The organism is Photobacterium sp., assembly GCF_057456235.1.
This window is the reverse complement of sequence record NZ_JBVCPH010000018.1, coordinates 1-12614: the sequence shown is the minus strand read 5'-3', so window position 1 is coordinate 12614 and position 12614 is coordinate 1. Positions and strand designations below refer to the sequence as shown.

Genomic DNA, 12614 nt, shown 5'->3' with positions numbered 1-12614 from the left:
ATGCGTTATGTGGAAGAACGTCACCGTTTGGTGGCCTTGTTGCGACGGCAGGGAATCCAAAATGAGCAAGTGCTGAATGCAATTGAAGCCGTTCCCAGAGAACTATTCGTTGATGAGGCATTTTCCCATAAGGCTTACGAAAATAATGCCTTACCCATTGGTAGCGGGCAGACGATTTCACAGCCTTATATCGTGGCTATAATGACAGAGTTACTGGATCTCAACCCTAACTCCAGAGTCCTGGAAATTGGCACCGGCTCGGGCTATCAGACGGCAGTTCTGGCACACCTGGTTAACCATGTTTACTCCGTGGAGCGAATAAAAGCACTGCAGTGGCAGGCTAAACGTCGCTTAAAACAGCTCGATCTGCATAATATTTCGACTAAACATGGGGATGGTTGGCTGGGGTGGCATAACAAAGGGCCTTTTGATGCCATTATTGTTACCGCTGCCGCAGAAACTATTCCTGAGGAATTACTTAAGCAGCTGGCTGATGGTGGCCGGTTAGTCATTCCTGTCGGTGATGAGTATCAGGTCCTGAAACAGATCACCCGTACCGGTGATACGTTTTCTTATCAGGACATTGAAGCCGTTCGATTTGTTCCACTGGTGGCTGGGGACTTAGCGTAAAGCCATGGAAGTGCGAGTGAGCAAGAACTTATCGCACTCATTGTCAATAGCAGCCGCTTGTCTGTTGCTATTGTCTGCCTGCAGCAGTCACGTGCCAGCACCGGTTTCGAGTATCGGAAAAGATTATTCACAACTCGATCGCGGCAGTCACCGCGGCAGTTACTACGAAGTTCAAAAAGGCGATACCCTTTACTTTATTTCTTATGTAACGGGGCGGGAGGTGAAGGACATTATTGCCCAGAATAAGATGTCATTCCCTTATACCATCTTTCCCGGACAAAAACTCCAGCTATGGAAACCTAAGTATGTGGCACCGGAATATGGCCATGCCGGTACGGTTGCCGTTATTAAACCCCCAGTAAAAACAACCAATAGCGCTCCCAAGGTAAAACCAAGCCCCAAGCCGCAGAGCAAGGCTCCTGTGAAACAGATAAATTCTGAGCAAAAAATAGCCAATAAAAATGTTGATCAGGATCGCACAAAGGAGTACTCTCAAAACACAAAAAGCAACAAAGTTGTCACAAATAACACAAAGAATACCAACAAGGTGGACCAATGGGCATGGCCAAGCAAAGGTTCGGTTATCGCAACCTTTTCCAGTTCTGATAATGGGAATAAAGGTATCGATATTTCAGGCCGGCGTGGACAGTCTGTGAGTGCATCAGCCGGAGGCAAAGTTGTATATGCCGGAAATGCACTCAGGGGATATGGAAATCTTGTGATCATTAAGCATAGTGATGATTATCTCAGTGCTTATGCGCACAATGACAAGGTGTTGGTTAAAGAGCAACAGACAGTAAAAGCCGGGCAGAAGATTGCTTCGATGGGAAGCTCGGGAACTAGCAGTGTCCGTCTGCACTTTGAAATTCGTTATAAAGGCAAATCCGTGGATCCTCTGAGGTATTTGCCGAAAAAGTAAAAATGAGATAATGAAGTTGTATGTCTTGCCTAGTATTGCTAACTCGCCATCTGGGAGGCGCTATGAGTAGAAGCAACACAGCCGCTAATATCGAAACTTTTAATTTTGATGAAGATATCGATTCAGACACCCCTGCTGTGGTTATAAAATCTGAGTCTGTAGAAGATATTAGCAACGAAGATGTCGATATTTCAAAATATGGGGCGACGAAAAAAGCCCTTGATGCAACGCAGCTCTACCTCGGAGAAATTGGCTTTTCTCCCCTGTTGACAGCCGAAGAAGAAGTGCTGTATGCCCGCCGGGCATTACGAGGGGACGAAGTCGCACGTAAGCGCATGATTGAAAGTAACTTGCGTCTGGTGGTCAAAATTTCCCGTCGTTACAGTAATCGTGGTCTGGCTTTACTGGATTTAGTTGAAGAAGGAAATCTGGGGCTGATCCGAGCCGTAGAAAAGTTCGATCCCGAGCGAGGCTTCCGATTCTCAACCTATGCGACCTGGTGGATCCGCCAAACCATTGAACGCGCGATCATGAACCAGACCCGCACCATCCGTTTGCCTATTCATGTTGTCAAAGAGCTCAATGTGTACCTCCGAACTGCCCGTGAGCTGGCGCAGAAACTGGATCATGAGCCGACAGCCGAAGATATCGCTTTTCAGCTGGAGAAGCCGGTTGATGACGTTAACCGAATGCTGCGTTTGAATGAACGTGTCAGCTCGGTGGATAACCCTATTGGCGGCGATTCAGAAAAAGCATTATTGGATATTATCCCTGATGAGAAAGGCGGTAGCCCTGAAACATCGACGCAGGATGATGATATCAAAACCTCGATTATCAACTGGTTGCAAGAGCTGAATCCTAAGCAGCGAGAAGTGTTAGCTCGCCGCTTTGGGCTGCTGGGCTATGAAGCTTCGACCCTGGAAGATGTTGGCCGTGAGATAGGCTTAACCCGCGAACGTGTTCGCCAGATCCAGGTCGAAGGTTTACGTCGTTTACGTGACATGCTGACCCATCAGGGTTTAAATATTGAATCGCTCTTTAATCAGGAGTTGTAATTCAACCACAATAGTAGCGGATTAAAAAAGGACGCCGGGGCGTCCTTTTTCTATGGCGGAATCGAGTGCCTAGGATCTAGGGTCACTTTACTCGCTTCTTATCCCGGGCTTATAACAATGCTTTCAGGCGATACAGCTCATCTAGCGCCTGACGCGGTGTCATTTCATCAGGGTTCAAGTTGGCTAATGCTTCTTCCGCTTCACTTGGTTCGGGGATCAGCGTCAGCTGATTTTCCTCTTTCGGTACGGCTGATGGCGAGCTTACCGCTTGCTGATGACCACTCGCTTCCAGTTGCTGCAACTTCACTTTTGCCCGCTTGATCACCGATTTGGGTACTCCGGCTAAACTCGCGACGGCTAATCCGTAGGATTTGCTGGCCGCGCCTTCCTGAACGGCATGCATAAAGGCTATCTCATCACCATGCTCAACGGCATCTAAATGGACGTTGGCCAGCCCTGAAAGCAGTGAGGGTAGTTCCGTCAGCTCAAAGTAATGGGTGGCAAACAGCGTCATGGCGGCAATTTTTTCTGCCAGCCATTCAGCACTGGCCCACGCCAGAGATAAGCCGTCATAAGTGCTGGTGCCGCGGCCTATTTCATCCATTAATACCAGGCTGCTGGGGGTTGCATTATGCAGGATGTTGGCGGTCTCGGTCATTTCGACCATAAAGGTCGAACGGCCGGAGGCCAGATCGTCCGACGCACCAATACGGGTAAAGATACGATCTAACGGACCAATCTTCACCGCTTCAGCAGGCACAAACGAGCCCACATGGGCCATCAATGCAATGAGTGCCGTCTGGCGCATGTAAGTGGATTTACCCCCCATGTTCGGGCCGGTAATGATCAACATCCGGCGATCCTGATGCAGTGAGATAGGATTCGCGATAAACGGTTCTTTAAGCACCTGCTCAACCACCGGGTGGCGGCCTGCGGTAATTTCAATGCCCGTTTCTGTCATCAACTGCGGGCGGCAGTAATTGAGGGTATCGGCACGTTCGGCCAGGTTAGTCAGTACATCCAGTTCCGACAGGGCATTGGCTGCGTTTTGCAGTTGCTCCAGATGTGGCAGCAACAGATCAAACAGCTCCTCCCACAGCTTTTTCTCTTGTGCTAAGGCTTTCGATTTAGAGTTGAGTACCTTATCTTCGTGCTCTTTCAGCTCAGGGATAATATAACGTTCGGCATTCTTCAGCGTCTGGCGGCGAACATAATGACTTGGCACCCGGTGGCTTTGGCCACGGCTCACCTGAATGAAAAAGCCATGAACCTGATTAAAGCCGACTTTCAGGCTGTCAATATCGTGATGCTCACGCTCGCGCGCCTCCAGATCGTCGAGATACTTGGTTGCGCCGTCAGCCAGATCGCGCCATTCATCGAGCTCGGCATTATAGCCCGGAGCCAACACGCCGCCGTCTCGGATGATAACCGGAGGATTTTCGATGATGGCACGTTCCAGCAGCCCGCACAGCTCATCCATGGGGGCGGCAAACTGGGCTAATTCACCGATCCGGGGCTGGTCAATTTCAGTCAATAGATCGGCCAGTTCCGGCAGATGCTGAAGCGCGGTACGCATACGGGCCAAATCGCGAGGGCGTGCAGAACGCAGTGCCAGGCGAGCCAGAATACGTTCCAGATCGCCCATATGGCGTAGCACGCCCGCGACATCGGCAAACATCCCGCTATCTTTAAATTCGGCAATGGCATCGAGGCGGTTGTTGAGCTGCTGAGGATCGCGGATTGGCTGGTGCAGCCAGCGTTTTAACAGGCGGCTGCCCATCGGGGTAGCGGTATGATCGAGTACCGAAGCCAATGTATTGTCAAATCCCCCCGCCAGATTTTGGGTCAGCTCCAGATTGCGACGGGTTGCCGCATCCAGGATCACGGCATGATCTTTGCGATCTAAGGTGATCGCGCGAATATGAGGAAGCGCGGTGCGCTGGGTGTCTTTAACATACTGCAGCAGGCAGCCGGCAGCACAGAGACCGCGTTCAGCCGGCTCGACGCCAAAACCGACTAAGTCACGGGTACCAAATTGCATGGTCAGCTGTTGGCGCGCGGTAGCGAGGTCAAATTCCCACACCGGGCGACGGCGCGTGCCTTTTATCGGCTCAACGATTTGTGGTCGGGCAAAGTCTTCCGGGTAGAGCAACTCGGCAGGGCTGGTGCGTTGTAGCTCTGCCTGCATGGCTTCTTCTGTATCCGGCTCTGAAAGCATAAAGCGGCCGGAGGTGATATCCAGGGTGGCGTAGCCAAAGCCCTGACTGTTGTGGTAAATCGCGGCAATCAGGTTATCCCGGCGTTCATTTAATAACGCTTCATCACTGACCGTACCAGGCGTAACAATACGGACTACCTGACGTTCAACCGGCCCTTTGCTGGTTGCCGGATCGCCGATTTGCTCACAAATCGCGACAGAAACGCCTTGCTGAACCAGTTTTGCCAGATATCCTTCAACAGCATGGTAAGGCACACCGGCCATCGGAATTGGCTGGCCGTTGGAGGAGCCGCGCTTTGTCAGAGAAATATCGAGTAATTGAGAGGCTTGCTTAGCATCATCAAAAAATAGTTCGTAGAAATCGCCCATACGATAGAACAACAGAATATCAGGGTTTTCAGCCTTAATTCGTAAAAATTGCTGCATCATTGGAGTGTGTGTCTCTAAACCTTTCACTGTCACGATATTGCCTGCTGTTGGTGCCGGATTAACCTGCTGTTGATGCTGGGTCAAAAATTGCCGGGTTAAATTCTGATAGCTAAGGATACGTGAATCGGGCAGGGTGGCAAAGTAGCAATCGAGATATGAATCGCGAGTGGCGAGGTTCAAGTTTCTCGATTCTGGTTTCTGGTCTCTCTATACTCGATTCTATTGTTAGAAAAAGGGAAGCGATATATGGAAAAAATACAGCAGCTTGCTGAGCGTTTGGGCGAAGCGTTAGAACGCAGAGGTTGGGTTGCGACAACGGCTGAATCATGTACCGGTGGTGGCGTGTCGACCGCCATCACCGATATTGCCGGCAGCTCAGGCTGGTTTGATCGCGCTTTTGTCACCTATAGCAATGAAGCCAAACAGCAAATGCTAGGAGTTCAGGGTGAAACACTGGCTGAACATGGGGCCGTCAGCGAGGCCGTGGTCAGGGAAATGGCCACTGGGGCACTGAACAATTCTAATGCCACGATCAGTGTGGCGATCAGCGGTATTGCCGGTCCTGGCGGCGGCACAGAAACCAAACCGGTAGGGACGGTCTGTTTCGCCTGGGCGGACAGTACCGGTTGGTTGCAGCTTGAGACCTGTTTGTTTGACGGCGATCGCAATGCCGTTAGGCAGCAAGCGATTGAAAAATCCTTATCTGGCATGCTGCAGCGTTTACAGGCTCTGGGCTAAGCAAATCTCCGGGTGAGCGGGGTACAGACAGCAAGAGAAAAAATTTTCATACAGTGCTAGACACTGTATGAATAGACAGTATACTAACCGACATAAGTTTACTTCAGTATTTAATTTAAGCATCCGTTGGAGAGTCGAATGAACGACAACAAACAGAAGGCTCTTGCCGCAGCGTTAGGCCAGATTGAAAAGCAGTTCGGTAAAGGCTCCATCATGAAGTTGGGCGATAACCGTACGATGGATATCGATACGATTTCAACTGGCTCCCTGTCGCTGGATATCGCGCTGGGTGCTGGCGGTTTGCCAATGGGTCGCGTAGTTGAAATTTACGGTCCAGAATCATCGGGTAAAACGACATTAACGCTGGAAACCATTGCGTCTGCGCAACGAGCAGGCAAGACCTGTGCATTCATCGATGCTGAACACGCTCTAGACCCAATCTATGCTCAAAAGCTGGGGGTTGATATCGACCAGCTCTTGGTTTCTCAGCCAGATACTGGTGAGCAAGCTTTAGAAATCGTTGATGCCCTAGCTCGCTCAGGTGCTGTCGATGTGATTGTGGTCGATTCCGTTGCTGCTCTAACGCCAAAAGCAGAAATTGAAGGTGAGATGGGCGATTCGCACATGGGCTTGCAAGCGAGAATGCTATCCCAAGCCATGCGTAAGCTCACGGGTAGCTTAAAGACCTCAAATTGCATGTGTATTTTCATCAACCAAATCCGAATGAAGATCGGTGTGATGTTTGGTAACCCTGAAACCACCACAGGCGGTAATGCCCTGAAATTCTATGCTTCTGTACGTCTGGATATTCGCCGTACCGGCGCGATTAAAGATGGCGATGAAGTGGTCGGTAATGAAACTCGCATCAAAGTGGTTAAGAATAAAATTGCGGCGCCGTTTAAGCAGGCTGAGACACAAATTCTTTACGGCCAAGGCTTCAACCGCAATGGCGAGCTGATTGATTTAGGTGTGAAGCACAAGCTGGTAGAAAAAGCCGGTGCCTGGTACAGCTATAAAGGCAATAAGATTGGCCAGGGTAAAGCAAACTCATGCAAGCACCTGGTTGAAAACCCGGCAATTGCAGAAGAAATCGATAAACTGTTGCGCGAGATGTTATTAGCACCGGCAACATTGGAATCTGCTGACAGCAAAAAAGAAGAGACCGCAGAAGAAAAAGAAGCATTTTAATTACCTAGAGTAGCCGCTGCATCAGCATGCGATGAATGTGAAAAGAATTTAAAAACGGGCTTTGTACTAGGTACAAGGCCCGTTTTTTCCGTTGGAGAATAGTCTGCATGAGAAATAAAACGAATAAGCAATCAGCCCAAGAGGCGGCGGTTGGTTACCTGTCACGCAGGGATCATGCCGAAACTGAATTACGCCGTAAATTGACAACCCGCGGTTTTGAGGCTCAGGAAATAGATCTGGCGATCAGCCATTGTCAGGAATATGGCTGGCTTAACGATACCCGGTATGCCGCCATGATGGTGCGTAACGGTGTTGCCAAAGGCTGGGGTGCATTGCGGATCAAACAAGAAATGAAAATGAAGGGGGTCGGGGAAGATATCGTCAATCATGCTATTGATGAGTCCGATATTGACTGGTACGAACACGGTAAAGAGGTCGCGCAGCGAAAATTTGGTGAAACGGTCATCGATTCTCCGAAAGAAAAAGCACGTCGATTTCGTTTTTTGCAGTATCGCGGCTTCGATTTTGACCAAATCAACTATGCTTTGGCTGCCACAGACGAGTAATTTTCCTTAATTCGTAACATAACATTTCCTGTATTCGCTGTGGTTGTTTTACAATGGCCGCCAAAAAATTTATCTTAGTCCGATACAGTCGCGTAAATGCGATTTTTCTGGTTTCTATAAAAGCATCTATTCAGGATTTCCCAATGTACATGAGCACTGATGAGATTCGCCGTGCGTTTCTAGCGTTTTTTGAGAGCAAAGGCCACCAAATCGTGGAAAGCTCTTCTCTTGTACCTGCGAACGACCCAACACTGTTGTTCACCAATGCAGGTATGAACCAATTTAAAGATACTTTTCTGGGGCTTGAAAAGCGCAGCTACACTCGAGCGACGACAGCTCAGCGCTGTGTACGTGCCGGTGGTAAGCACAATGACCTTGAGAATGTAGGTTTTACTGCCCGCCACCATACTTTTTTTGAAATGCTGGGTAACTTCAGTTTTGGTGATTATTTCAAGCAAGATGCCATTAAGTATGCTTGGGAGTTCTTAACGGAAGAGCTAAAGTTGCCTCAGGATCGCCTGTTGGTAACCATTTACGAAACTGATGACGAAGCGTTTGAGATCTGGAATAAACAAATGGGTATTCCAGCCGATCGAATTGTCCGTATCGGCGACAATAAAGGGGCACCGTACGCGTCAGATAACTTCTGGCAAATGGGCGATACGGGACCATGTGGTCCTTGTACTGAAATCTTCTATGATCATGGTGAACATATTTGGGGTGGCCGTCCAGGCACTCCTGAAGAAGATGGTGACCGTTTCATCGAGATCTGGAACAACGTATTCATGCAGTTCAACCGTCAGGCTGACGGCACGATGGAGCCGCTTCCAAAGCCTTCTGTTGATACGGGTATGGGTATCGAGCGTATTGCTGCAATTATGCAGGGCGTCCACTCGAACTACGAGATCGACATCTTCCAGACCCTGATTAAAAAATCGGCTGAAGTGATTGGTTATGAGGATCTGTCTAACCAATCTCTTCGCGTGGTTGCTGACCACATCCGTTCTTGCGCATACCTGATTGTTGATGGTGTTATGCCGTCAAATGAAGGCCGTGGTTACGTTCTGCGTCGTATCATTCGCCGTGCGGTACGTCACGGTAATAAGCTGGGCGCTAACGGCGCCTTCTTCTACAAGCTGGTGGGTCCATTAGCTGAAATCATGGGCACTGCCGGTGAAGAGCTGAAGAAGCAGCAAGCGATTGTTGAAAAAGTACTGAAAATTGAAGAAGAAAACTTTGGTCGCACACTTGACCGTGGTTTGACAATCTTGAATGACGCTTTAGATAGTTTAAGCGGCAAAGAGCTTGATGGTGAAACGGTGTTTAAACTGTATGACACCTACGGTTTTCCGGCAGATTTAACCAACGATGTCGCTCGTGAGCGTGGCTTTACGATCGATGAAAATGGCTTTAACGATGCGATGGAAGCTCAGCGCCAGCGCGCGCGTGAAGCGGGACAGTTTGGTGTCGATTACAATACCGCAATCAAAGTTGATGTTGAAACTGAGTTCTGTGGTTACAACGCCACCGAAGCCCAAGCCTGCGTTATTGCGATTTACCGTGACGGTGAAGCTGTTGACAGTATTAATGCCGGTGATGACGCACTGATTATACTCGATAACACACCATTCTACGCCGAGGCTGGTGGTCAGTGTGGTGATGCTGGTGTTATGACGGCTGAAGGCACACAGTTTAACGTCGCTGACACCCAGAAATTTGGTACAGCGATTGGTCATAAAGGTGCAATGGTTGAAGGTGCCCTGAAGGTTGGCGATAAGCTAACGGCGCACGTTGACGCGCAGCGCCGTATGGCGATTAGCCTGAACCACTCAGCGACGCACTTGATGCACGCAGCACTGCGTAACCTCCTTGGTGAGCATGTTGCTCAGAAAGGTTCTCTGGTGAAGCCGGAATCATTGCGTTTCGATTTCTCAAATCTTGAAGCGGTAACGCCTGCGCAGTTGCGTGAGATTGAACGCGTGGTGAACGAACAAATTCGGATGAACCACCGTATTGATACCAACATCATGGATATCGAATCGGCGAAACAGAAAGGCGCCATGGCCCTGTTTGGCGAAAAGTATGATGATGAAGTACGCGTACTGAGCATGGGCGATTTCTCGACCGAGCTTTGTGGTGGTATTCACGCGAAGAATACCGGCGATATTGGCCTGTTCAAGATCACTTCTGAAGGTGGTATTGCGGCAGGTATCCGCCGTATTGAAGCAGTCACTGGCGCGGCGGCAATTGATGCTCTGCATGCGCAAGAAGCATTGCTTTCTGAAACGGCTGGCTTAGTGAAGTCAGACGTGTCATCCGTCGTAACCAAAGTGAGCGCGCTGGTTACGCATAGCAAGCAACTGGAAAAAGAAATTCAGCAACTGAAAGATAAACTGGCTGCGCAAGAAAGTGCAGACATTATCAATCAGGCGCAAGAGATCAACGGCGTAAAAGTACTGATCTCTAAATTGGACGGTGCCGACAACAAAGCACTACGAGGCATGGTTGATGATCTAAAGAACCAGCTCGGTAGCGGTATTGTTGTATTGGGCAACGTCAGTGGCGACAAAGTTGGTTTAATCGCAGGCGTCACCAAAGACCTGATCGGCAAAGTAAAAGCCGGTGAGCTTGTCAACATGGTAGCCCAGCAAGTAGGTGGTAAAGGTGGCGGTCGTCCGGACATGGCACAGGCAGGTGGTACTGATGCAAGTGCTCTTCCTGCTGCGCTAGAGTCAGCACAGACATGGATCGCTGAGCGCCTGTAAGGCGCCCTTTAGCAATATGTATGGTAACGGGGTATTAGCCCCAGGACGGTGAAGTAAAGTGACGCAGAACGCGTGTAAGTCGCTGATAGTGCAAAAGTTTGGTGGAACATCAGTTGGATCGATAGAACGTATCCAAGCTGTGGCCGAACGAGTCATTGAAGCCAAAGAAGAAGGCAAGCAACTGGTTGTGGTTGTTTCTGCCATGTCTGGCGAGACTAATCGTCTCCTAGGCCTTGCACAGCAGATCGATGCTGTGCCTGCAGAGCGAGAACTTGACGTTCTCATGTCAGTGGGTGAACAAGTCTCAATGGCTTTGCTCGCAATGATGTTGAATAAAATGGGTCATAGTGCGGTATCGTTGACCGGTTGGCAGGCAGGAATAAAAACTGACAGTCAATATAATGATGCGAACATTATCCATATTGATCCTAGTCATATTCAACAATTGCTTGAGCAAGACCAGATTGTGATAGTCGCTGGCTTTCAAGGCATTACTGATGAAGGGGATATAACAACCCTAGGCCGCGGAGGTTCGGATACCACGGCTGTTGCACTGGCAGGCGCTTTAAACGCCGATGAGTGTCAGATCTTTACCGACGTGGATGGCGTATATACATGCGATCCGCGTTTAGTACCGCAAGCTCGTCGCCTGGATGTCGTTCATTTCGATGATATGACATCAATGGCGCGAAACGGTGCGAAAGTGCTACAATTACAGTCAGTTGAATATGCAAGACAGCATGGTGTTCCACTCAGGGTACTTTCTTCGTTTGAAGAAGGGGAGGGAACACTGGTAAGTTTCGAGTCCTCTGCTGCATCTGATGTCGTGGGGATAGCGCTGAAAAATCAGCAGACGCTGCTTGATGTTGATATGCCAATCTCTGAATTACAGGAACAGCTTAACCTGTTCGGTATGCAGTGCTGGTGTAAGGCGGTTACTGCGGATTTAACACAAATCGTTACAGCAAATGAAGATTTGGCGCGCCTAAAACTCGTGCTGGATAAAAAGATGCACCAGGTGGCAGCCGTTTCTACCTTATCGGTAGTCGGCGATAACGTGCAGGACAAAGTTGATCATGTTTGTACTGTACTCGCGGAAGCTGGCGTTCTGGTTCATCAGAAAAAACGATCTGCTCATTGTCTTTCTCTGTTGATAAATGAGGGTGATCATCAATTAGCTGTAGATGTGGTCCACAAAAGGTTTGTGGTTGAGCCAGAAAGTCTGGATAATCGACCACTTCTCGCTGTTTCTTGAGCAGTGACCATTTACGGGCTTATTAAAACGGGCTCGTAAATATTGTTGGATAATAAACGTTAAATTCTTATAAAATCGAGATAACTCAAGGAGCACACGAATGCTAATTTTGACTCGTCGCGTAGGTGAGACGCTAATGATTGGTGACGAAGTAACTGTCACCGTACTAGGCGTTAAAGGTAATCAGGTTCGCATTGGTGTTAATGCACCGAAAGAAGTATCTGTTCACCGTGAAGAAATCTATATGCGAATTCAAGCGGAAAAAGAAGCTGGTACTCAAGGTTCTGGTAACTACTAATAAAGAAAGGTCGGCTATTCTCGCTGGCCTTTTTTGTGTCTGAAGAAATCCAGTAACCCTCCATCCTCCAATCCTGATTTACTGAAAATACGCCAGATATTTCGGTAGTTACGTTGGTTTAGTTGTCGTATTGACTATTAAGTATCCATGCGTGCTGCGATTGTCGTTTTTGGGCAATAAAGTATTTGACTTATTTTGGCTTGGCAGTAATATGACCCCCCGCAAGACGGTGAGGTGGCCGAGAGGCTGAAGGCGCTCCCCTGCTAAGGGAGTATACGGTTTATCCCGTATCGAGGGTTCGAATCCCTCCTTCACCGCCATTCCTTGTTAAGGATTGCGGAAACAGTTTTACAGTGCGCGCGTAGCTCAGCTGGATAGAGTACCTGGCTACGAACCAGGCGGTCGGAGGTTCGAATCCTCCCGCGCGCACCATCATTTAAAAGCAATGAGATGTTTTTGACAGCTTGTTGTTGTAAACCAAATTTATTGTGCGCGCGTAGCTCAGCTGGATAGAGTACCTGGCTACGAACCAGGCGGTCGGAGGTTCGAATCC

At 49.0% G+C, this 12614-nt stretch carries 10 protein-coding genes and 2 tRNA genes; 11 read left to right on the top strand and 1 reads right to left on the bottom strand.

Annotated features, from left to right (window positions below; translation table 11 throughout):
- From AC2204_RS17410 to rpoS, 3 genes are all read left to right on the top strand, one after another.
- Positions 1–630, top strand: a complete 630-nt coding sequence (locus AC2204_RS17410; protein WP_318926945.1) for a protein-L-isoaspartate(D-aspartate) O-methyltransferase — start codon at positions 1–3, stop codon at positions 628–630.
- Between the two features lie 4 nt (positions 631–634).
- Positions 635–1549: a peptidoglycan DD-metalloendopeptidase family protein gene (locus AC2204_RS17405; RefSeq protein WP_413466719.1), complete on the top strand. Its 915-nt coding sequence runs from the start codon at positions 635–637 to the stop codon at positions 1547–1549.
- Between the two features lie 62 nt (positions 1550–1611).
- The gene (gene rpoS / locus AC2204_RS17400) at positions 1612–2604 is read left to right on the top strand and encodes an RNA polymerase sigma factor RpoS (RefSeq protein ID WP_318926943.1); all 993 of its coding nucleotides are present in this window, start codon (positions 1612–1614) and stop codon (positions 2602–2604) included.
- 109 nt (positions 2605–2713) lie between these two features.
- On the opposite strand, the gene mutS is transcribed toward rpoS, so the two are convergent.
- The gene (mutS, locus tag AC2204_RS17395) at positions 2714–5251 is read right to left on the bottom strand and encodes a DNA mismatch repair protein MutS (protein ID WP_413466720.1); all 2538 of its coding nucleotides are present in this window, start codon (positions 5249–5251) and stop codon (positions 2714–2716) included.
- Positions 5252–5497: 246 nt separating this feature from the next.
- Here mutS and pncC point away from each other — a divergent pair, with 246 nt between their 5' ends.
- From pncC to AC2204_RS17355, 8 genes are all read left to right on the top strand, one after another.
- Positions 5498–5989, top strand: a complete 492-nt coding sequence (pncC, locus tag AC2204_RS17390; RefSeq protein WP_318926942.1) for a nicotinamide-nucleotide amidase — start codon at positions 5498–5500, stop codon at positions 5987–5989.
- Positions 5990–6127: 138 nt separating this feature from the next.
- Positions 6128–7177, top strand: a complete 1050-nt coding sequence (gene recA / locus AC2204_RS17385; protein ID WP_318926941.1) for a recombinase RecA — start codon at positions 6128–6130, stop codon at positions 7175–7177.
- 107 nt (positions 7178–7284) lie between these two features.
- Positions 7285–7743, top strand: coding sequence for a recombination regulator RecX (recX, locus tag AC2204_RS17380; protein WP_318926940.1), 459 nt, complete (start codon positions 7285–7287; stop codon positions 7741–7743).
- 53 nt (positions 7744–7796) lie between these two features.
- The gene (gene alaS, locus AC2204_RS17375; protein ID WP_413466718.1) at positions 7797–10508 is read left to right on the top strand and encodes an alanine--tRNA ligase; all 2712 of its coding nucleotides are present in this window, start codon (positions 7797–7799) and stop codon (positions 10506–10508) included.
- A 58-nt stretch (positions 10509–10566) separates the two neighbouring features.
- Positions 10567–11763, top strand: a complete 1197-nt coding sequence (locus tag AC2204_RS17370; RefSeq protein ID WP_318926938.1) for an aspartate kinase — start codon at positions 10567–10569, stop codon at positions 11761–11763.
- Between the two features lie 100 nt (positions 11764–11863).
- A complete protein-coding gene (csrA, locus tag AC2204_RS17365) occupies positions 11864–12061 on the top strand; it encodes a carbon storage regulator CsrA (RefSeq protein ID WP_107283806.1) in 198 nt (65 codons plus the stop codon).
- A gap of 228 nt (positions 12062–12289) precedes the next feature.
- Positions 12290–12381, top strand: a tRNA-Ser gene (locus AC2204_RS17360).
- A gap of 35 nt (positions 12382–12416) precedes the next feature.
- Positions 12417–12493, top strand: a tRNA-Arg gene (locus AC2204_RS17355).
- The last annotated feature ends 121 nt before the right edge of the window (positions 12494–12614 follow it).

Excerpts from the sequence above, each read along its gene's own strand:
- AC2204_RS17405 (WP_413466719.1), top strand. The coding sequence starts at position 635 with ATGGAAGTGCGAGTGAGCAAGAACTTATCGCACTCATTGTCAATAGCA.
- csrA (WP_107283806.1), top strand. The coding sequence starts at position 11,864 with ATGCTAATTTTGACTCGTCGCGTAGGTGAGACGCTAATGATTGGTGAC.
- AC2204_RS17410 (WP_318926945.1), top strand. The coding sequence starts at position 1 with ATGCGTTATGTGGAAGAACGTCACCGTTTGGTGGCCTTGTTGCGACGG.
- alaS (WP_413466718.1), top strand. The coding sequence starts at position 7,797 with ATGGCCGCCAAAAAATTTATCTTAGTCCGATACAGTCGCGTAAATGCG.
- recA (WP_318926941.1), top strand. The coding sequence starts at position 6,128 with ATGAACGACAACAAACAGAAGGCTCTTGCCGCAGCGTTAGGCCAGATT.
- rpoS (WP_318926943.1), top strand. The coding sequence starts at position 1,612 with ATGAGTAGAAGCAACACAGCCGCTAATATCGAAACTTTTAATTTTGAT.
- pncC (WP_318926942.1), top strand. The coding sequence starts at position 5,498 with ATGGAAAAAATACAGCAGCTTGCTGAGCGTTTGGGCGAAGCGTTAGAA.
- mutS (WP_413466720.1), bottom strand. The coding sequence starts at position 5,251 with ATGATGCAGCAATTTTTACGAATTAAGGCTGAAAACCCTGATATTCTG.
- recX (WP_318926940.1), top strand. The coding sequence starts at position 7,285 with ATGAGAAATAAAACGAATAAGCAATCAGCCCAAGAGGCGGCGGTTGGT.